General features: G+C 73.0%; 16 protein-coding genes. 13 read left to right on the top strand and 3 right to left on the bottom strand.

The features are described 5' to 3' along the window. The first annotated feature begins 12 nt into the window (after positions 1-12). The 9 genes from QM782_RS22785 to QM782_RS22825 all read left to right on the top strand — a co-directional run bounded on the left by QM782_RS22785 (position 13) and on the right by QM782_RS22825 (position 10,482). The gene (locus tag QM782_RS22785) at positions 13-1,320 is read left to right on the top strand and encodes a trypsin-like peptidase domain-containing protein (RefSeq protein WP_415205148.1); all 1,308 of its coding nucleotides are present in this window, start codon (positions 13-15) and stop codon (positions 1,318-1,320) included. 52 nt (positions 1,321-1,372) lie between these two features. Then, positions 1,373-2,047 carry an FHA domain-containing protein gene (locus QM782_RS22790; protein ID WP_415205149.1) on the top strand — a complete coding sequence of 225 codons (675 nt, stop codon included), beginning with the start codon at positions 1,373-1,375 and terminating at the stop codon, positions 2,045-2,047. Between the two features lie 26 nt (positions 2,048-2,073). After that, positions 2,074-3,555, top strand: coding sequence for an FHA domain-containing protein (locus QM782_RS22795; protein WP_415205150.1), 1,482 nt, complete (start codon positions 2,074-2,076; stop codon positions 3,553-3,555). A gap of 15 nt (positions 3,556-3,570) precedes the next feature. Beyond that, positions 3,571-5,100, top strand: coding sequence for a PP2C family protein-serine/threonine phosphatase (locus QM782_RS22800; protein WP_415205151.1), 1,530 nt, complete (start codon positions 3,571-3,573; stop codon positions 5,098-5,100). Between the two features lie 12 nt (positions 5,101-5,112). Then, positions 5,113-6,801 (top strand): FHA domain-containing serine/threonine-protein kinase, encoded by a 1,689-nt coding sequence (locus QM782_RS22805; RefSeq protein ID WP_415205152.1) that lies wholly within the window; start codon positions 5,113-5,115, stop codon positions 6,799-6,801. A gap of 61 nt (positions 6,802-6,862) precedes the next feature. After that, the gene (locus QM782_RS22810; RefSeq protein ID WP_415205153.1) at positions 6,863-8,680 is read left to right on the top strand and encodes a protein kinase domain-containing protein; all 1,818 of its coding nucleotides are present in this window, start codon (positions 6,863-6,865) and stop codon (positions 8,678-8,680) included. Then, positions 8,677-9,258 carry a hypothetical protein gene (locus tag QM782_RS22815; RefSeq protein WP_415205154.1) on the top strand — a complete coding sequence of 194 codons (582 nt, stop codon included), beginning with the start codon at positions 8,677-8,679 and terminating at the stop codon, positions 9,256-9,258. Before QM782_RS22810 ends, QM782_RS22815 begins: the two co-directional genes overlap by 4 nt. A 124-nt stretch (positions 9,259-9,382) precedes the next feature. Further along, entirely contained in the window at positions 9,383-9,553 is a 171-nt protein-coding gene (locus tag QM782_RS22820) for a hypothetical protein (protein ID WP_415205155.1), read from the top strand. 32 nt (positions 9,554-9,585) lie between these two features. Beyond that, the gene (locus QM782_RS22825; RefSeq protein ID WP_415205156.1) at positions 9,586-10,482 is read left to right on the top strand and encodes a transglutaminase family protein; all 897 of its coding nucleotides are present in this window, start codon (positions 9,586-9,588) and stop codon (positions 10,480-10,482) included. A gap of 32 nt (positions 10,483-10,514) precedes the next feature. On the opposite strand, the gene QM782_RS22830 is transcribed toward QM782_RS22825, so the two are convergent. From QM782_RS22830 to QM782_RS22840, 3 genes are all read right to left on the bottom strand, one after another. Beyond that, entirely contained in the window at positions 10,515-11,195 is a 681-nt protein-coding gene (locus tag QM782_RS22830) for a Fe2+-dependent dioxygenase (protein WP_415205157.1), read from the bottom strand. Between the two features lie 67 nt (positions 11,196-11,262). Further along, positions 11,263-13,611, bottom strand: a complete 2,349-nt coding sequence (locus QM782_RS22835; protein WP_415205158.1) for a TonB-dependent receptor — start codon at positions 13,609-13,611, stop codon at positions 11,263-11,265. Positions 13,612-13,947: 336 nt separating this feature from the next. Continuing rightward, positions 13,948-16,275 (bottom strand): YgiQ family radical SAM protein, encoded by a 2,328-nt coding sequence (locus QM782_RS22840; protein ID WP_415205159.1) that lies wholly within the window; start codon positions 16,273-16,275, stop codon positions 13,948-13,950. A gap of 232 nt (positions 16,276-16,507) precedes the next feature. Here QM782_RS22840 and QM782_RS22845 point away from each other — a divergent pair, with 232 nt between their 5' ends. The 4 genes from QM782_RS22845 (at position 16,508) to QM782_RS22860 (ending at position 20,066) form a co-directional block, all read left to right on the top strand. Beyond that, positions 16,508-17,686 (top strand): MFS transporter, encoded by a 1,179-nt coding sequence (locus tag QM782_RS22845; RefSeq protein ID WP_415205160.1) that lies wholly within the window; start codon positions 16,508-16,510, stop codon positions 17,684-17,686. 81 nt (positions 17,687-17,767) lie between these two features. Then, complete coding sequence (locus QM782_RS22850) at positions 17,768-18,880, top strand: mechanosensitive ion channel family protein (RefSeq protein ID WP_415205161.1); 1,113 nt, start codon at positions 17,768-17,770, stop codon at positions 18,878-18,880. 8 nt (positions 18,881-18,888) lie between these two features. Then, on the top strand, positions 18,889-19,485 hold the full coding sequence (locus tag QM782_RS22855; protein WP_415205162.1) for a chromate transporter: 597 nt from the start codon (positions 18,889-18,891) through the stop codon (positions 19,483-19,485). After that, positions 19,482-20,066 carry a chromate transporter gene (locus tag QM782_RS22860; protein ID WP_415205163.1) on the top strand — a complete coding sequence of 195 codons (585 nt, stop codon included), beginning with the start codon at positions 19,482-19,484 and terminating at the stop codon, positions 20,064-20,066. Before QM782_RS22855 ends, QM782_RS22860 begins: the two co-directional genes overlap by 4 nt. Positions 20,067-20,068 lie beyond the last annotated feature (2 nt).

A 20,068-nucleotide genomic window follows, 5' to 3' on the forward strand; every position in this document is an offset into this window, starting at 1 on the left:
GGAGAGTGCGCCATGCCCGCTTGCCGTTGCCTGATCCGCCTGCTCGCCCCGTTGCTGTGCTGCGGCACCGCCGCCGCGCCGGCGCGGGCCGACATCGATGCCCAGGCCATGGTCGGCAGCACGGTGCGCGTGTTCTGCAAGACCAGCGAAGGCATCGGTGCCGGCTCGGGCTTCGTGGTCGGCAAGCAGGCGCGGCACGTGCTCACCAATGCGCACGTGGTGTCCGACTGCAGCGACATCCTGGTGCTGTCGCCGCGCGACGGCGGCGATCCCCTGCAGATCAAGGCCCAGGTCGCCTGGAACAGCCGTGCCTCGGTCTCGCGCCAGCACCTGGACGCCGCCCTGCTGGAACTGGCCGAAGGCACCGGCGGCCGCGGCGTCGCGTTCGCGCGCAAGACCACGGTCGCCATGGGCGACCCGGTGGTGGCGGTCGGCTACCCGAGCGCGGCGGACGGCGTGGCGGCGATCGAGGCGGTGGCGCGGCCCACGGTCACGCAAGGCCACATCTCGCGCACGCTGATCCGCCGGCCCGACGGCGACCCGCGCGCCAGCGCCGGCGTGGTCGGCCTGTACCAGATCACGGCCTCGATCGGCCCCGGCAGCTCCGGCGGCCCGCTGTTCAACGTGTACGGCGAGGTCATCGGCATCAACACCGAGAAGTCGCTGATCCGCACCGCGGTGATCAGCGATGCCGGCAAGGTCGGCACCGAGCGCGTGCCGCTGATGGACGGCGTGGCATGGTCGCAGGAGATCGACGAGCTGCTGCCGGTGCTGCAGGACCACGGCATCGAGTACCGCCAGACGCTGGAGCGGCGCAACTGGTTCTGGGCCTGGCTGCACCGCGAGCCGGTCACGGCCGGCGCGCTCGGGGCGGTCGGCGTGCTGCTGCTGGCCACGCTGGGCCTGCTGCTGGCGCGCCGGCCGCTGCCGTTCGGCCGCGGCGGGCCGTCCGGCGGCGCGGCGCCAGGCGGGCAAGGGACCGGCAAGGATCCCGGCGCAGTGGCCTGCGTCGAAGGCCTGGCCGGACCGTACGCCGGCAAGCGCTTCGCGGTGCAGGGAGAACTGGTGTTCGGGCGCGACGCCAAAACCTGCAACGTGGTGTTCGACGCGGCGCAGGACGGCATCAGTGCGCGCCACTGCGCGCTGCGCTTCGACGCCGGCACGGGCTTCGAGCTGCGCGACCTGGGCTCGACCAACGGCACCTTCGTCGACGGCCAGCGCCTCGACCCGCACACGCCGCGGCGCCTGCGCGACGGCCAGCAGTTCCAGCTGTTCGGGCGCGGCTGCCGCTTCGCCGTGCATGCACCTTCCGCGCGCTGACCCGGCGCCACGCGCGAACCCGTCCATCCCATCCCCCTTGAGGAGTCCCGGCATGACCCAGATGATCCAATGCGACGAAGGCCATTTCTACGACAAGAGCCAGAACGCGAGCTGCCCGCACTGCGGCATCGGGCCCGTGCAGGCCACGCGCAAGTACGAGGAAGGCGCCGACGGCGACGGCAGCGGCCGCACGCGCATGCATGCGGGCGACCAGGCGCCCGGCGCGGAGCGGCCGCAGCGCCAGGTCGACCCGGAGATCACGGTGGCGGTGTGGAGCAAGGGCGGCGGCATCGACCCGGTGGTGGGCTGGCTGGTCTGCCACGAAGGGCCCAACCAGGGGCGGGACTACCGCATCCGCTCCGGCTACAACACGATCGGGCGCGACACCGGCAACCAGATCTGCATCGCCGGCGACGACACGATCGCGCGCGAGGAGCATGCGCGCATCTTCTTCGACATCAAGAAGACCTGCTTCCACCTGATCGCCGGCAAGGGCCGCAGCGGCGCCTACGTCAACGACGAGGTGGTGCTGCAGTCCGTGGTGCTCAAGCCCTACGACGTCCTGGAAATCGGCACGACGCGGCTGATCTTCGTGCCGTTCTGCGGCGAGCGCTTCCGCTGGGACACCAGCCGGCCGGTGCAGCCAGGCTCAGCGTCGCCCGCGCCCGCGCCTTCGCAGCGCGACGGCGACGGCGACGACATGCAGATGACGCGGGCGACGAGATGACCACGCCGGCATCCTGCCTGCGGGGCATGCGCCGCGCTGCCCTGCACCTGCTGGCCACGCTGGCCGCCCTGCCCGCGTGGGCCGCCGCCCCGCTGCAGATCAGCCAGGTGACCGACCGCGCGCCCGATCTGGCGGTGTTCCTGAGCGGCAGCAGCGTGCCGGCCGCGCCGGCCGGCGGCGCGGCACCGCGGATCACCGCCGCGCTGGGCGAGGTCGGGCTGCCGGTGAAATCGGCCGGCGCCTGGGACCGCGCGCAGGGCCTGTCGCTGGTCGTGGCCATGGACGTGTCCAAGTCCCTGGGCACGGCCGGCGTGCAGGCGTTCCGCAGCAGCGTGCTCGGCGTGCTGCCGCAGCTGCCGCCGCGCAGCCAGGTCGCGCTGCTGGCCATCGGTGCCGACGTGCGCACGCTGCGCGGCTTCGGGCCGGCCGCCGGACTCGGGGACGCGGAACTGGCCGGCCTGGGCGCCGACGCAGCCGAGACCGCCCTGTACGAAGGCATGCTGGCCGCGCAGGAGCTGGCGGCGCGCGCGGCCGCTGCGCTGCCGCTGCGCCGTGCGGTGCTGCTGCTGACCGACGGCCAGGACGACAGCCGCAAGGGCTTCGGCCGCGAGGAGGCGCTGCACAAGGCCGCGGAAGGCGGCGCGCCGGTGTTCGCCCTCGTGCTGGTGCCCGCGCGCGTGCCGCCGCAGCAGCGCGAGGACATCAAGGCGCTGGCCCAGATCGCGCGCGCCAGCGGCGGCGACCTGGTGCAGTCGACCGCGGCCGACCTGGGCCGCAGCCTGCAGGGCCTGCTCGACGAAGCCCAGCAGGCGCAGCTGGTGACGCTGGATTGCAAGGCCTGCCCGCGCGACGGCGTGGCGCGGATGCTGCAGCTGGGCGTGCAGTACAGCGACGTCACGCTGCAGGACATGCGCAGCGTGCGCCTGGCCGCAGCGCCGGTGGAGCCGGCCGCCCCGACGGCGTCGGCGTCGGCGTCCACGCCCCGGCCCGCGCGCGGCGATGGATGGCTGCCGCGCCTGCGGGTCCGGCTGGCGGCCCTGGCGCCGTGGCACTGGCTGGTGCTGGCGGCCGCGGTGGCCGCGGCCGCCTGGCTGATGCGCCGGCGCACGGCGGTGGCGCCGCCGCCGGAACCGGCCCCCGGCGTGGCGCCGGACACCGGCGAAGGCCAGGACGACGTGGTCATCATCGCCCCGGAACCGGATGGCGGGGAGCGCCGGACCATCACCCTGGACATCGACGGCCAGGGCCGCCGGCAGGTGCACGTGGGCCAGAAGGAGCTGCTGCTGGGCCGCGCCGGCGCCAGCGACGTGGCGACCGGCGGCGACGCCGAGGCGTCCGCCCGCCATGCGGCGCTGTACCTGCAGCGCGGCACCCTGATGCTGCGGGACTTGGGCTCGTCCAACGGCACCTACCTCAACGGCACGCGGCTGGTCCGGCCGGAGCCGGTGCAGGACCGCGACGTGATCCGCATCGGCCGCACCGAGCTGCGGGTCTACCTGGCCGCCTGAGGCGCCGAGCCGACCATGCCGACCACCGCCTTCCAGCTCGACGTCCACCCGTTCACCGACCGCGGGCAGCGGGACTACCAGGAGGACTTCTTCTATACCGACCCGCCGGCCCGCGAGGGTGCGCCCTGGCTGGGCGCCGTGGCCGACGGCATGGGCGGACACGTCCGCGGCGACATCGCCAGCCGCAATGGCATCCTGGCGCTGAAGCAGGCCTTCGACGCCGCCCTCGCCGCCCGCCTGGGCACCGCCGAGGCGCTGGCCGAGGCGGCCACCAGCGGCCACGAGGCGGTGCGGCTGGCGGCCCGCAACGCCAACGCGCAGGACAACATGGGCGCGACGGTGGCCGCCTTCGCGATCGACGAAAGGCGGCTGCACTGGTGCTCGGCCGGCGACTCGCGCATCTACCTGTGCCGCGCCGGCCAGATCGAGCAGCTCACGCGCGACTTCACGCTGGCCGAGGACATGCGCAGCGGCGTCCAGCAAGGCGCCTGGAGCGAGGCCGACATCCAGGCCAACCCGCAGCGCAACGCGCTGACCAGCTTCATGGGGACCGACCACTGGCGCCACCACGACGGCAGCCGCACGCTGGAGGTCGGCGACGTGGTGGTCGCCTGCTCGGACGGCGTGCACGGCAGCATCGGCGCCGAGGGCATCCGCGATGCCTGCGCCGGCGCCGATGCCCGGCTGATCGCGCAAGACATGCTGCAACGGGTGCTGGCGGCCGGCAAGCCGCACCAGGACAACAGCACCGCCATCGTGGTGCGGATCGCCGGGCTCAAGCCCGGCCATGCCCCGGCGCGGCCCGAGCCGCCGGCCGCGCCGGGCCGCTCCGCCGCCAAGTGGGCCGGCCTGGCCTGCGCGGCGGCCGCCCTCGTCACCGCTGGCGTGCTGCTGTACCGCGTCGAGCCGGCCGGCGTGGAGACGGCCGGCGATGCCGCCGCCCCGGCCGGTGCGCCAGGCATGCCCGCGCCCTCCGCGCCGCCCATGCCGGCGGCACCGGGGCCGGCGCTCCCGCCCGCACCGGAGCCGACGCCCATGCCTGCGCCGGTCCCGGCGGCAGCGCCCCTGGCGCCGGCAGCCTTGCGCCCGGCGAGTGCCGCGGCCGATCCAGGGCCGCAGGAGCGGGTGGAACGGGCCGTCGCCGACTTGCGCCGTGCGCTGCAGGACGCGGGACTCGCGCTGACGGCCGCCGAGCAGAACACGCTCAGGCAGATCGAGGCGAAACCCCGCGCCAAGGCCGCGGAAGCCGCTGCGCCGAAGGCGCCGGCCAAGGCCGCCGGCAACAAGAAGCCCGCGGAAAAAAAAACTTCGCCGGCCGCCGGCCCGGTAGCGCCGGTTCCGCCGGCCCCACCGACAGCAGCCAGCAGCGCCCCGGTACCGCCGCCGGCCGACACCGCCGCGACGAGGCCGCCGCCGCCGCCACCGCCGGCACCGGAGCCCGGCGCGCCACCCGTCCCTCCAGCGCCGCCCGCGCCGGCCGAGGCCACGCCATCCAAGGCCGCTAGCGTGCCGCCGGGGGAACTCGGCCCCACGACCGCGCCATGACCAGGCCGCCGCATGCTCTGCCCCTTCTGCTTCGACGACAAACCGGACACCGGCAGCTGTCCGGCGTGCCGCCGGGCCGAGGAAGACGCCCGCACGCGCGATGCGCGCTACCTGCCGTACCGGCACGCGCTGCGGCAGGGCCGCTACCGCATCGGCGCACCGCTGGGCCAGCCGGGCGGCTTCGGCGTGGTGTACCGCGCGCTGGACACGCAGCAGCACGCCGTCGTGGTCGTCAAGGAGTGCCTGCTGCTGCACAGCGGCCAGGTCACGCGGCCGCCGGGCCAGGCGGCGCTGCGGGTGGAGCCGGACTTCGAGCGCGACCACCGCAAGTGGCTGGCGCGCTTTCGCTGGGAGGCGCGGCTGATCCAGCAGTTCAAGAGCCCCCACATCGTGCGGGTGACGGACAAGTTCGAGGAGAACAACACGGCCTACTACGTGATGCCGTTCGTGGAGGGCGAGGACCTGGGCGCGTACTGCGCGTCGCGCGGCGGCCGCCTGCCGGGCGACGAGGTGGCCCGCATCGCGCGCCAGCTGCTGGCCGCCCTGCAGGAGATCCACGGCAGGAACTTCGTGCACCGTGACATCAAGCCCTCCAACGTGATCATCACGCGGAACAAGCGCAAGCCGGTGCTGATCGACTTCGGCGCGGCGCGCGACCACTTCGAGTCCACGCAGTCGCGCTCGCACATGAGCATGTTCACGCCCGCCTACGCGCCGATCGAGCAGGCGTACATGGCGCCCAACCAGGGGCCGTGGACCGATCTGTATTCGCTCGCCGCCACGCTGTACTTCTGCCTGGCCGGCACGCCGCCACCCAATGCCGTGGCACGCAGCAAGGCCCGCCCGCAAGAGCTGCTGCCCCCGCTGCGCACGGTGCGCCCCGACATCGATCCCGCGCTGGCGGCTGCCGTCGAGGCGGCGCTGGCGCTGATGCCCGGCGACCGCGTGCGGGACGCCGCGGCGATGGCGGCCATGCTGCCGCCGGAGCCGCCGGAGCCGCCCACGGCGCCCGCTCCACCGCTACCGGACACGCAGACGCAGCCCGTCCGCCCGGCGCGCCCGGGGCACTGGCTGGCGCTGCTGCCGGCGCTCGCCATCGTCGGCCACGGGCTGGCCGGCGGGCGCGACTTCGGCAACTACATCACCGGCTGGGCCGGGCTGGCGCTGCTGGCCAGCCTGGCGTTCTGGGCCTGGTGGCGGCAACGCCAGGGCCGTGGCCCGGAGATCACGGCCCCGCCGACGGTCCATCCCACGCTCCCGCCCGAGGCGCCCGACCCGCCCACGGGCGTGCCCCAAGGCGTCGAGACCCAAAGCGTCAAGACCCCAAGCGTCGAGACCCACGGCGTCACGACCCACGGCGTCGAGATCACGCTGCACACCGCCGGCGCACAGCCCTTCGTGCACGTGCTCAAGCCGAACGAGAGCCTCACCATCGGCCGCACCGGCAAGTCCAACGTGGTGCTGGCCAACCCCTTGCTGTCGGGCCGGCACGCCGCGGTCTCGGTCGGGGCGGACGGCCGCTTCACGGTACAGGACCTGGGTTCGCTGAACCACACCTACATCCGCCAGCCGGCGCCCGGCGGCGGCGCCAGCTGGCTCGTCATCGCCACGGCCAACGGCTGGCACGGCAGCTTCATGCTGGGCCCGCCGCACGGCGGCGGCGTGCGGCTGGACATCCGGCAGGCGGAGGCCCGGCCATGAGCACCGCCCGGCCGCCCCAAGGTGCTCGCACCGCAGCCCGGACGGGCGAAGGTAGTCCACAGTGAGCGACAAAGCGCATCCGCCCTGCCTGAGCTGCTTCTCGGACGCCGTCGTCGACGGCCGCTGCACGGTGTGCGGCGCCGAGCAGACCGAGCGCAGCCGCGACCGCCGCGCGCTGCCGGTCGGCACGCTGGTGGGCGGCAAGTACCGGATCGGCCGGGTGCTGGGCGCCGGCGGCTTCGGCATCACCTATCTGGCGCAGGACGTGCACCTGGCACGCCGCGTGGCGCTCAAGGAGTTCTTCCCTGCGGGGCTGGTCTCGCGCGGCACCGACCGCATCACCGTCGGCGGCAACTCCGCCGATGCGGACGAGATCTTCCCGCGCGGCCTGAAGCGCTTCTTCGGCGAAGGGCAGATGCTGGCCCGCTTCAACCACCCCAACATCGTGCGCGTGCACGACGTGATCCAGGCGCATGGCACCGCCTACCTGGCGATGGAGTTCCTCGACGGCATCACGCTGAAGCAGTGGATCGAGCGGGACGGTCCGCTGGAGCCGTCCCGGGCCCTGCAGCTCATGGCCTTCGTGCTGGACGCGCTCCGGACGGTGCACGCCGCGAACGTGGTGCACCGCGACCTCAAGCCCGACAACATCTACATCACCCAGCAGGGCCGCACCATGCTGCTGGACTTCGGCGGCGCCAAGCAGCTGACGGCCGAGGGCGACAAGAGCACGGATGTCTTCTTCGCCCATGGCTACGCGGCACCCGAACAGTACCTGGCCGACGCCGGCAAGGTCGGCCCCTGGACCGACGTGTACGCCTGCGGCGCCACGCTCTACAAGATGCTGACCGGCCGGACCATGCAGGGCGCGCTGGAACGCTATTCGGACGACCGCCCGCTCGACTGGAGCGGCGTGGAAGTGCCCAGGCCGCTGCGGGACGCCGTCGCCCAGGCCGTGCGCCTGAAGGCGGAGCAGCGCCCGCAGACGGCCGATGCGCTGGCGCAGGCGCTCCGGCCGTCGACGCCATCGCCATCGCCATCGCAGCCACCGATCAAGCGCATCGCCGTGTGGACGGCCGCCGCCGTCGCCCTGGCCGCCGCCGCATCGGCGGTGTTGCTGCGCCATCCCGGGCCCGATCCAGTTCCGAATCCGAACCCGCAGCCGCCGGCCACCGCACCTGCACCTGCACCTGCACCTGCACCTGCACCTGCACCTGCACCTGCACCTGCACCTGGACCGGCACCCGCACCCGCACCCGCACCCGCGCCTGCCCCTGGACCGGCACCGGCACCCGCGCCTGCGCCTGTCACGCCACCAGCACCGCCCCCACCGCCTACACCCGCCGCGCAGGCCGAGCGGCTCAACCAGCTGATGGCCGCCGCGGACGCGCGGGACTGGCCGCGCGTGGGCCGCCTGCTGCGCGCCCTGCGCCCCGGCACGCCCGCCCCGGCGGCGCAGCAGCCGCTGGTCGCGCGCGGCGAGCGGGCGATCGCGCAGGGCCGCTACGCAGAGGCCGTCGCGGCGCTGGAGCAGGCGACCCGGTTGCAGCCCGACGATTGGCAGGCGTGGTCGCGCCTCAGCTACGCCCTGCTGCGGTCGTCGGGCGGCGAACGCGCGCCGCAGGCCGCGCAGAACGCGCTCAAGCTCAAGCCGGACGATGCCGGCGCCTGGATCTACCTGGCCGAATCGCTGGCCGGCGAAGGCAACACCAGGGCTGCCACGGCCGCGCTGCGGCTGTCGCTGTACTGCGCGCAGGACCGGGCGGCCGCGCTGGCCTACCTGCGCGATGCCCGGAACACCAGGATCCGGCCCGAGCTGCGGGCCCTGGCGAACGCCGAAGCCGGCACGTTGGCCCAACTACCACCGAGGAACCCATGAAACGTCTGGCCGTCTTCGCCGCCCTGGAACTGGCATCGCAGCTGGCCCAGGCGCAGTTCCTGGCGGGCCTGGCCGCCCCCGAGCGGGCGGTCGTCAACGAGCCCGTGCGCATCGAGGTGCAGCTCCTGGTCACGGGGTCCACCGTCGGCTGCAACCTGCACGTCGCCTTCGGCGACGGCGAGGCCGTGGAACGCCGCCTCGACCGCAATCCGTTCGTGCTGACCAAGCGCTACGGCGCGGCCGGCCACTACACCATCGAGGCTTCCGGCGCGCTCTACGTCCACGGCGAATGGCCCGGCCTGCCCTGCCTCGGCCCGTCCAAGTCCGTGCGGCTGCAGGTGGTCGACCGCCACCCGCCACCGCCGCACCCGGCCGCACCACCGCCGCCTGCACCACCACCACCGGCCCCGCCACCGCCTGCATCACCACCGCCCGCTCCGCCGCCGCCCAAGCCGCCGGCGGCATCGCCCAAGCCACCGCCACCGCCACCGCCACCAGCACCAGCACCAGCACCAGCACCAGCACCAGCACCAGCACCAGCACCAGCATCCGACGAAACGTTGAAGGTCTTCAAGTGAGGTCCACCTGCGGTTCGGTCCGCCGCGGCGACGGCAGGTCCCGGCCTGGCCGTCTAGGAAATCGCCGCCGCGGCCGATGTGCGATCATCGCGGGTTTTCTTCCACCGTCCGATCAGGAGCAGACATGGGCAACAAAATCGTCACCGAAGCCGACCGCAAGGCCACTCCCGCACCCGCGCCCGCCGGCGGCCTGACGGTGCGCCGCGCAGGCGGCGGCCAGCGCATCAGCCGCGAGCGCGGCGTGGCCACGCGCAGCAAGAAGAACCCCGGCAAGCGCTCGCACAAGGGCGGTTGAGGACGGCGCGCGGCGGCCCACGATCGTCGGCCATGGCCACGCAGTACGACATCCTCCACACCACCACCTACCGCTACCACCAGCCGGTGCGCTTCGGCCTGCACCGGGTGATGTTCCGCCCGCGCGACAGCCACGACCTGCGCGTGCTGGCCACGGACCTGCAGGTCAGCCCGCAGGCCACGGTGCGGCTGATCCAGGACCCGCACTCCAACTCCTTGGCCCTGGTGCAGCCCGAGGGCGAGGCGGACGAGCTGACCATCGTCTGCGCGTTCACGGTCGAGCACGTGCCCTCCACCGGCGACCTGCTGGCGCTGGACCCGCCGGCCGAGTTCCTGCCCTTCGCCTACTCCCTGCAGGACCGGCTGGACCTGGAGCACTACCTGCGCCCGCACCACGAGGACCCGGAGGGCGTGCTGCTGCGCTGGGCGCACCAGTTCCTGCACAGCGACGCGCCCAACAGCACGCGCGAGACGCTCCGGCGCATGAGCGCGCACATCCACACGCAGTTCACCTACCAGTCGCGCGACGAGGAAGGCACGCAGACGCCGCTGCAGACGCTGGCCGCCGGCGGCGGCAGCTGCCGCGACTACGCGCTGCTGATGATGGAGGCCGTGCGCCGCCTGGGCATCGCCACGCGCTTCGTCTCCGGCTACCTGTACGACCCGGCGCTGGACGCCCCGGGCCAGCAGAGCGGGGACAGCATCGTCGGCGCCGGTGCCACGCACGCCTGGCTGCAGGCCTACCTGCCGGGCGCCGGCTGGGTCGCCTTCGACCCGACCAACGACCTGATGGGCAGCGGCCACCTGCTGCGCGTGGGCGTGGCGCGCGACCCGGCGCTGGCGCCGCCAATCGCCGGCAGCTGGTTCGGCGAGCCGGACGCCTACGCCGGCATGGACGTGGCGGTCAAGGTCACCCGCCGCCAGGGCTGACCGGCGGCGCGGCCGGCCTCGCCCTCTCTCCCCTACAGCTCGGACGCCGACCGCAGGAGGTTGTGGTAGGTGTTCGTGAGCGACAGCACCGCCGGATGCGTGTCCGGCAGCAGCGCGCGGATCTGCACGATGGCCATGTCCAGCTCGTGCAGGATGGCGCGCTGCTCGTGCGACCGGACGACCGACTGCGTCCAGAAGAACGCCGCCCAGCGCGAGCCGCGCGTGACCGGGTTGACGCTGTGCACGCAGTTGGTCGGATAGACCAGCAGGTCGCCCGCGTCCAGCTTGAAGGCCTGGGTCTGGTGCAGCTGGTGCATGACCAGCTCGCCGCCGTCGTACTCGGCCGGGTCGGTGAGGAACAGCGTGGACGACAGGTCGCCCCGCATGCGCGGCGCGCCCGGCACGCCGTGGATGGCGCCGTCCACGTGCGCGCCGTAGTGCATGCCCGTGTCGTAGCGGTTGAACATCGGCGGGCGCACGCGCAGCGGGATCGCCAGCGAGTTGAACAGCGGGCTGCGCCCGAGCGCGCGCAGGATCAGCTCGCCCAGCTGCTCGAACTCGGGCGAGTCCATGGCGACCTGCAGGTTGCGCTTGACCTCGCGGGCCTGCTCGCCGGCGGAGCCCTTGCCGTCGACCCAGGCCGAGGCCTCGAGTACCTGGCGGCAGTGGGCCACCTCCTCGCGGGTCAGCACCTGCGGTATCTGGACGATCATGGTCGGTCTGCGGAAATCCAGGGAAACCGGGCGGCGGCCCGCCCGGGCCGGCCGCCGCCCGCGGGCGTCAGAACGCCACCCGGGCGCTCAGGACGAAGGTGCGCCCCGCCGCCGGGATCAGGCGGGCCGAGTCCGCGTTGGGGCCGGCGAAGAAGGCATCGTAGTTCACGCGGTTGGCCAGGTTGTAGCCGTTGAGCGCGAAGCGCAGGTTCTTGTACTCGTAGGCCACCATGGCGTCGTACGACAGGTTGTGCGGCACCGCGGCCATCTTGTCGTCGCGGGCGTACATGCTGCCGCGGTAGGTCAGGCCGCCGCCGATCGTCAGGCGGCCGGGCAGGCCCGCGGCCAGCACCGGCGTCAGGTCGTAGCTCGTCCACAGCGACACAGCATGGCGCGGCACGCCCTGCACCGGGTTGCCGATGTTGCCCGCGCTGGCGCCCGCGGCATCGGTGATCTTGCTGCGCAGGTAGGTGTAGTTCAGGTTCGCGCTCCACTCGCGCGTGATCTGCCCGGCGACGCCCAGCTCCAGCCCGGTGTAACGCTCCTTGTTGCCGGTGGACACCAGGCCGCCCGAGCCGTCGTCGTAGTAGGTGTTGTTCTTCTCGGTGCGGAAGATGGCGCCGGACAGGCCGAGCCGCTCGTCCAGCAGGCTGAGCTTGCCACCCAGCTCCAGCGTCCTGGTCTTCTCGGGATCGAGGCTGCGCAGCGCGTTGCCCGAGGCGCCGGTGTTGCCGGCGCCCAGCGGGTCGTAGTCCCCCGAGATCGAGCCGGCCCAGGGCGGCGACGAAGCCCAGCCGTAGGACAGGTAGTAGGTCTGCTGCTGGCTGGGCTCCCACATCAGGCTCAGGCGCGGGCTGATGAAGCGCGAGATCGTGTTCACGTCGCCCGACACCGCGCCGTTCCTCAGCGTCGAAATCCGGGAGGACTGCTTGTAGTAGTCCCAGCGCAGCGACCCCAGCAGCGACCACTGCGGCGTGAAATGCACGTGGTCGCTGGCGAAGAACGCGATGTCGGTCAGGCTGGCATCGCGCACGTTGTCGTTGCCGTTGGGGTTGATGGCGACGATGAAGCTGTCGGAAGCGTGGTTCGGATGGCGCAGCGTGCCCTTGTTCAGCGCGGACGTCGTGCCCGACATGTCCGGCTTCATCAGCGCGTAGGCCTGCCGGTGGTCCTTCTGGCGGGCGATGTCCACGCCCAGCCGCGCGTCGTGCTGGAGGCCGCCGGTCTCGAACGCGGTGGCCAGGGTCGTCACGTTCTGCACGCCCCAGGAGCGCTGGGTATAGTGCGGATCGCCGCCGTTGGCCACCGGCCCGTCGCCCTGGGTGAAGAAGGGCGTCATGCACGCGGCCTGGCTGCACACCGGCGTCATCACGCCGAACCGGCGCTCGTAGTAGCCCAGCCGGGTCTCGTTGCTGAGGGTGGTCTTCTCGCTCAGCCGGTGCTTGAAGATCGAGGTCAGGATGTCCGCATCGGTGCGGTCCTGGTCGTTGTCCTTGCCGTAGTAGATGGAGCGGCTCACGCCGAAATCCTGGATGGGCCGGCGCACGTCCCTGGCGGTGCGGCCGATCATCGGCTGGCCGAAGTCCGGCGTGCGGTCGTTGGACTGGTGCATGTAGTTCAGGTGCCAGTTCGTGGCCGTGCCCAGGCCCAGGCCCAGCGACGCGGCCAGGCCCCAGCGGTCGGATTCGACGCCGTCTCGGTCGACGATCTTCTGGTCCTGCCGCATGGCGTTGATGCGCAGCGCGGTGGTCTCGTTCAGCTGGCGGTTGACGTCCAGGGTCTGCCGGTTCATCGGGCCGTTGCCCAGCATCGCCTCGACGCTGCCGTCGTTGCCCAGGTGGGCGCGCTTGGTCTCGCTGTTGATCGCGCCGCCGGTGGAGCCCATGCCGAAGTTCTCGGACGACGGGCCCTTGAGCACCTCGACCTGCTCGGTGTTGAAGGTGTCGCGCACGTAGACGCCGAAGTCGCGCAGCCCGTCCAGGTAGGCATCGTTGCGACCCGAAGCGCCGCGGATGCGGAACTGGTCGCCGTTGGCGCCGCCGCGGGCCTCGCCGATGGTCACCGTGATGCCCGGCACGTTGCGCAGCGCCTGCTCCAGCGTCGTTACCTGCTGCTGTTGCAGCACTTCCTGCGGCACCACGTTGACGACCTGCGGAATGTCCTGCACCGGTCCCTGGATGCGCGCCACGCCGCTGCTGGATTGCAGGGTATTGGTCTCGACGCGCGAGCCGGTGACGCGCACGGTGGGCAGCGTGGTGGCCTCGCCCTGGGCGGGTTTCGCCTCGGGCGCGGCCTGCGCCTGGGCGGCGTGCATCGGCAGCGCCAGGCTCCCGGCGGCCAGCAGCAGCTGCGCGGCCAGGGACGTGGAATGCGGACGGGACGGGACGGCCGCGCCGTGCGGCGCAGCGGAAGACAAGGACTGCATAGGTCGGGCAAAGGAATGGGTCGGACCCCATGGCGGCGACGCGGCGCTGCCGCGCCCGCCACGGGATGCGGCGGGCCCCGTGGCGCCCCGATGAAGACGCCAGACTGAATGAGAACCACTCGCGGTTCCAGACTGTAGGTTTCCAGGAGTAGTACGGTCAAGTACTACTGCCGGAACCGAACGGATCTCCGATCTCTCCTGTTCCTCCAATACAACACCCGGGAAAGAGTAGCTGCTGGAAAAGCTACTTCCCGTGGAGTTGGCAGGCGTACGGAAGCGGCGCTGCGGCCGGTGACCCGGCCGCGCGCAGCGTCGATGCGGGGCTGTTCAGCGCTGGCGGGCGCCGGGCTTGGCGCCCGTGCCTGCGCGCGGCGGCAGGCCGGTGTGCTGGGTCAGGATGCGGCCCTTCTTCGCCGCTGCGGGCGCGGGCGTGCTGTTCTTGCGCCGCGCGCTCTGGTAGCCGCCGTCGGTGGCGGGCTGGAAGGTGGGGATCAGGTGCTGCTTGCCGTTGCCGATCAGGTCGGCGCGGCCCATGCTCTTGAGCGCCTCGCGCAGCAGCGGCCAGTTGTTCGGGTCGTGGTAGCGCAGGAACGCCTTGTGCAGGCGGCGGCGCTTCTCGCCGCGCACGATGTCCACGCGCTCGCCGGCCTCGTCGCGCATCTGGCGGCGCACCCGGGTGAGCGGGTTGCGGCCCGAGTGGTACATCGCCGTGGCCGTGGCCATCGGGCTCGGATAGAAGGTCTGCACCTGGTCGGCGCGAAAACCGTTCCGCTTGAGCCACAGCGCGAGGTTCATCATGTCCTCGTCGCTGGTGCCCGGGTGGGCGGCGATGAAGTACGGGATCAGGTACTGCTTCTTCCCGGCCTCGGCCGAGAACTTCTCGAACATCTGCTTGAAGCGGTCGTAGCTGCCGATGCCGGGCTTCATCATCTTGGACAGCGGGCCGGCCTCGGTGTGCTCGGGCGCGATCTTGAGGTAGCCGCCGACGTGGTGCTGCACCAGCTCCTTCACGTACTCGGGGCTCTGCACCGCCAGGTCGTAGCGCAGGCCCGAGCCGATCAGGATCTTGCGGATGCCCCTGAGTGCGCGCGCGCGGCGGTAGATTTTGACCAGCGGCCCGTGGTCGGTGTGCAGGTTCTGGCAGATGCCGGGGTACACGCAGCTGGGCTTGCGGCAGGCCGCCTCGATCTCGGGCGACTTGCAGCCGAGGCGGTACATGTTGGCCGTGGGGCCGCCCAGGTCGGAGATGGTGCCGGTGAAGCCCTCGACCCCGTCGCGGATCTCCTCGATCTCGCGGATGATGGATTCTTCCGACCGGCTCTGGATGATGCGGCCCTCGTGCTCGGTGATCGAGCAGAAGGTGCAGCCGCCGAAGCAGCCGCGCATGATGTTCACGCTGAAGCGGATCATCTCCCAGGCCGGGATCTTCGTGGCGCCGTCGTGGCGGCCGTGCTCGTCGGCGTAGCGCGGGTGCGGGCTGCGCGCGTACGGCAGGCCGAACACATAGTCCATCTCGGCCGTGGTCAGCGGGATCGGCGGCGGATTGATCCACACGTCGCGCGCGGTCGCGCCCTCGCCGTGCGCCTGCACCAGCGCGCGGGCGTTGCCGGGGTTGGTCTCCAGGTGCAGCACGCGGTTGGCGTGGGCGTACAGCACCGGGTCGGCGCGCACCTGCTCGTAGCCGGGCAGGCGGATCACGCTGCGGTCGCGCGGGGGCGGCTTCAGCGCCACGCGCGGGTTGGCGACGAAGCGGATCGGCGTGCCGCCGCCGGCGGCGGCCGCAGTGGCCTGGCCGGCCGCGGCGGCCCGGGCCTCGTCCTCGCGCGCGCAGCTGGCGCCCTGGTCGCGGGCCTGCTCGGAGACCAGGCGGTACGGGTTCACGTGCGCGTCCACGCGGCCGGGCTCGTCCACGCTCGTGGAGTCGATCTCGAACCAGCCCGCGGCGCTGTCGTCGCCCTGGCGCCGCACGAAGGCCGTGCCGCGCACGTCGGTGATGCCCTGCACCGGCTGGCCCGCGGCCAGGCGGTGCGCCACCTCCACCAGCGCCCGCTCGGCGTTGCCGTACAGCAGCAGGTCGCACTTGGCGTCGGCCACGATGGAGCGGCGCACCTTGTCGCTCCAGTAGTCGTAGTGGGCGATGCGGCGCAGGCTGCCCTCGATGCCGCCCAGGATGATCGGCACCTCCGGGTAGGCCTCGCGGCAGCGCTGGCTGTAGACGATGGCCGCCCGGTCCGGCCGCTTGCCGGCCACGTCGCCGGGCGTGTAGGCGTCGTCGCTGCGGATCCGGCGGTCGGCCGTGTAGCGGTTGATCATCGAATCCATGTTCCCGGCGGTCACGCCCCAGAACAGGTTGGGCCGGCCCAGCGCGCGGAACGGCTCGGCGCCGGTCCAGTCCGGCTGGGCGATGATGCCCACGCGGAAGCCCTGGGCCTCCAGCAGCCGGCCGATCACGGCCATGCCGAAGCTGGGGTGGTCCACGTAGGCGTCGCCGGTGACGATGATCACGTCGCAGCTGTCCCAGCCCAGCGCCGCCATCTCCTCGCGCGAGGTCGGCAGGAACTTCGCCGTGCCGAACCGCGCCGCCCAGTACTTGCGGTAGCTGGTCAGCGGCTTGGCGGCGCGCGCGAAGAAGGAGACGTCGAGGGGGGCGTTCATCGGGGGGCGGCGTCCTCGGGGCGGGACGGCCGGCTGCGGGGCGGGAAGGGGCCGATTCTAGGTCGGCCGGGCCGCGCCGGCATGCCACGGGGGGCTGTGCTACAACGGCCGCATGCGATCCGTCCCGCCAGCAGCCCCTGCGCATTCCCCCGGCGCCCCGCAGGCCCTCCTGCAGCGCGCCTGCCGCCGCCCTCCCCGCGCGGCGGCGCCGCCGGCTGCCGGCTGAGCCGCCGTGGACACCCCTGGCACCGCCCCGCCGCTGGCGCGGCAGTTACTGCCGATGATGGCCGTGCTGGTGCTCACGCACCTGGCCTTCACCGGCGGCCGCGTGGCGCTGTCGCTGTACGCCATCGCGCTGCACGCGCCGACCGTGGTCGTGGGCCTGCAGGTCAGCCTGCTGTCGGTGCTGCCGATGCTGCTGTCGGTGCGCCTGGGCCGCTGGATCGACCGCGTCGGCCTGCAGCGGCCGGCCCGCATCGCCATCGTCCTCACGGTCCTGGGCGCGGTGCTGCCGGCGCTGTGGCCGTCGGTGCCGCTGCTGTGCCTGGCCAGCATGCTGCTGGGCAGCGGCTTCATGCTGCTGCACATGACGGTCTACAACGAGGTCGGCCATGCCGTCACGCCCGAGACGCGGGTGCGCGCGTTCACTCTGCTGGCGCTGGCGTTCTCGCTGTCCACCGTGCTGGGGCCGGTCGTCGCCGGGCTGGCCATCGACCTGCTGGGCCACCGCAGCACCTTCGGGCTGCTGGCGCTGTTCGCGGTGGCGGCGCTGGCCGTGCTGGCGGCCCTGCGCATCCGCTCGGCGCCACGCCCCGCGGCGGCCGGCACGGCGGCGCGCGGCCGGGTGCTGGACCTGCTGCGCGCGCCGCGCATGCGCGCGGTGTTCGTCACCAGCGGGCTGCTGTCCATGGCCTGGGACATGTTCATCTTCATGGTGCCGGTGCAGGGCGCGCGCATCGGCCTGTCGGCCTCCACCATCGGCGCGATCATGGGCTGCTTCGGCGTCGCCACCTTCGTGGTGCGGCTGGCCATGCCGTTCCTGCAGAAGCGGCTGGACGAATGGCAGACGCTGGTGCTGTCGCTGGCCGTCACCGCCGCGGTCTACCTGCTGTTCCCGCTGACGACCGCGGTGCCGCTGCTGCTGGCGCTGGCCTTCGTCAACGGGCTGAGCCTGGGCTGCACCCAGCCCATGGTCATGAGCCTGGTGCACGCGGTGGCGCCGCCGGGCCGCTCGGGCGAGGCGCTGGGCGTGCGCAGCACCATCATGAACGCCAGCCAGGTGTTCCTGCCGATCCTGTTCGGCGGCCTGGGCTCGGCGGCCGGCATGGTGCCGGCGTTCTGGGTGCTGGCGCTGCTGCTGGGCGGCGGCTCGGCCTACGCACGCGGCGCCACGCGCCTGCCGCCGCCCTGAACCGGGGCGCGGCGCGGTCCTACAGGCGCCTCCTGCCCGGGCCGATCGCCCGGCGCGCCCCGCGGCGGCTATAAACCGCCGATGCAATTTCCCGACTGGTTCACCACCACGCTGCTGCTCGGCGTGCCCCTGGCGCGCTGGAGCGTCGCCGCCGTCGCGGCGCTCGCCGCCTACCTCGTCATGCGCACCGCGCTGCGGCTGGCCCGCGGCCGCATCGGCGGCAGCGCCGCGGCCGACCGCCCCGGCCGCGGCCTGGCCGAGGTCCGGCCGGTGCTGGCGCAGGTGCTGGACCGCACCAGCGGCCCGCTGCTGGCCGTGGCCGCGGTGCTGATCGGCCTGTCCATGCTCGACCTGCCGGCGCGCTGGGCCGACCGCGTCGCCCAGCTGTGGTACGTGACGGTCGCGCTGCAGCTGGCGCTGTGGGGCGCCAAGCTGATCGACGTGCTGATGCAGCGCCAGCTGCTGCGCCACGCCGCGCCCGGCAGCTCGCCGCAGGCCACGGTGTCGCGCACGCTGATCGGCTGGGCGCTGAACACCGCGCTGTGGGCCGTGGTCGCGCTGGCCGTGCTGTCCAACCTGGGCTTCAACATCACCGCCTTCGTGGCCAGCCTGGGCATCGGCGGCATCGCCATCGCGCTGGCCGCGCAGAACATCCTCGGCGACCTGTTCGCCTCGATCGCCATCGCGCTGGACAAGCCCTTCGAGGTCGGCGACTCCATCACCGTGGGCGGCGTCGGCGGCACCGTGGAGCACGTGGGCATGAAGACCACGCGGCTGCGCAGCGCCGGCGGCGAGCAGATCGTGATGTCCAACACCGAGCTGCTCAAGGGCGCGCTGCGCAACTTCAAGCGCATGCAGACGCGGCGCATCGAATTCGGCTTCGCCGTCAGCCACGCCACCACGCCGGAGCAGGCCGCGGCCATCCCGGCCGTGGTGCGGCGCGTGGTCGAGGCCCAGCCGCAGCTGAAGTTCGACCGCGCGCACTTCACCGGCTTCGGCGACGGCGCGCTGAACTACGTGGTCGTCTACGTCATGCAGACGCCCGACTACCTGCAGTACATGGACAACCAGCAGGCCATCAACCTCGGGCTGATGCGCGAGTTCGCGGCGCTCGGCGTGGCCCTGGCGCTGCCGGCGCGCACCGTCGTCGTGGCCGGCGCGCCGGCGGCGTCGGCCGGCGACGCGCCCCGATAATCCGCGGCATGCCCGCCCCCTCCCCCGCGCCCGCGCCCGCGCCACCGGGCGCCCTGGCGCAGCCGCGCTCGAAGACCGACCTGTTCCTGTCCTTCACCTGGCTCGCGCTGCAGGGCTTCGGCGGCGTGCTGGCGGTGGTGCAGCGCGAACTGGTCGAGAAGAAGCGCTGGATGAGCCGCGACGAATTCATCGAGGAATGGGCGGTCGCGCAGATCATGCCGGGCCCCAACGTGGTCAACCTGTCGCTGATGCTGGGCGCGCGCCACTTCGGCCTGCCCGGCGCGCTGGCGGCGCTGGCCGGCATGCTGGCCGCGCCGCTGCTGGTGGTGCTGGCCCTGGCGCTGCTCTACACCCGCTTCGCCGGCAACCCACACATGGCCGGCGCGCTGCGCGGCATGGGCGCCGTGGCGGCCGGGCTGATCGCGGCCACCGGCATCAAGCTGGTCCCGGTGCTGGCCGGCAACGTGCTGGGGCGCAACCTCGCCCTCGCGCTCGGCGCGCTGTGCTTCGCCGGCATCGCGCTGCTGCGCTGGCCACTGGCCGCCGTGCTGTTCGGCCTGGGCGCCGTGGGCTGCGTGCTGGCCTGGCGCCGCCTCGCGCCATGACCGAGGGCCTGCGGATCGCGCTCGGCACGGCCGACTGGCTGGCGCTGTTCCTGCATTTCGCGATGCTGTCGCTGCTGGCCGTCGGCGGCGCCATCACCACGGCGCCGGACATGCACCGCTTCCTGGTCGACCAGCAGCACTGGCTGACCGACCCGCAGTTCAGCGCCTCCATCGCCATCGCGCAGGCCGCGCCCGGCCCCAACGTGCTGTTCGTCGCGCTGATGGGCTGGAACGTGGGGCTGAACGCCGGCGGCTACGGCACGGCCGCGCTGGGCTTGGCCGCCACCCTGGTCGGCGTGCTGCTGCCCAGTTCCACGGTCACCTACCTCAGCGCGCAATGGGGCCACCGCAACCGGCACCGGCGCAGCGTGCGCGCCTTCAAGCAGGGCATGGCGCCGATCGTCGTGGGCCTGCTCGTCGCCACTGGCTGGGTGCTGGCCAGCGCGCACGACGACCCGGCGCGCGACTGGCGGCTGTGGCTGCTGACGGCCGCGGCCACGGTGGTGGTCTGGCGCACGCGGCTGCACCTGCTGTGGCTGCTGGGCGCCGGAGCGGTGCTGGGGGCCTTCGGCTGGGTGTGAAG

Origin of the sequence: Pseudorhodoferax sp., assembly GCF_047601025.1 — a bacterium.
Classification (GTDB): domain Bacteria; phylum Pseudomonadota; class Gammaproteobacteria; order Burkholderiales; family Burkholderiaceae_C; genus Pseudorhodoferax.

Bases quoted from the DNA above. Each gene is read 5' to 3' on its own strand.
- QM782_RS22785 (WP_415205148.1), top strand. From the start codon at position 13: ATGCCCGCTTGCCGTTGCCTGATCCGCCTGCTCGCCCCGTTGCTGTGC.
- QM782_RS22790 (WP_415205149.1), top strand. From the start codon at position 1,373: ATGACCCAGATGATCCAATGCGACGAAGGCCATTTCTACGACAAGAGC.
- QM782_RS22795 (WP_415205150.1), top strand. From the start codon at position 2,074: ATGCGCCGCGCTGCCCTGCACCTGCTGGCCACGCTGGCCGCCCTGCCC.
- QM782_RS22800 (WP_415205151.1), top strand. From the start codon at position 3,571: ATGCCGACCACCGCCTTCCAGCTCGACGTCCACCCGTTCACCGACCGC.
- QM782_RS22805 (WP_415205152.1), top strand. From the start codon at position 5,113: ATGCTCTGCCCCTTCTGCTTCGACGACAAACCGGACACCGGCAGCTGT.
- QM782_RS22815 (WP_415205154.1), top strand. From the start codon at position 8,677: ATGAAACGTCTGGCCGTCTTCGCCGCCCTGGAACTGGCATCGCAGCTG.
- QM782_RS22820 (WP_415205155.1), top strand. From the start codon at position 9,383: ATGGGCAACAAAATCGTCACCGAAGCCGACCGCAAGGCCACTCCCGCA.
- QM782_RS22825 (WP_415205156.1), top strand. From the start codon at position 9,586: ATGGCCACGCAGTACGACATCCTCCACACCACCACCTACCGCTACCAC.
- QM782_RS22830 (WP_415205157.1), bottom strand. From the start codon at position 11,195: ATGATCGTCCAGATACCGCAGGTGCTGACCCGCGAGGAGGTGGCCCAC.
- QM782_RS22840 (WP_415205159.1), bottom strand. From the start codon at position 16,275: ATGAACGCCCCCCTCGACGTCTCCTTCTTCGCGCGCGCCGCCAAGCCG.
- QM782_RS22850 (WP_415205161.1), top strand. From the start codon at position 17,768: ATGCAATTTCCCGACTGGTTCACCACCACGCTGCTGCTCGGCGTGCCC.
- QM782_RS22855 (WP_415205162.1), top strand. From the start codon at position 18,889: ATGCCCGCCCCCTCCCCCGCGCCCGCGCCCGCGCCACCGGGCGCCCTG.
- QM782_RS22860 (WP_415205163.1), top strand. From the start codon at position 19,482: ATGACCGAGGGCCTGCGGATCGCGCTCGGCACGGCCGACTGGCTGGCG.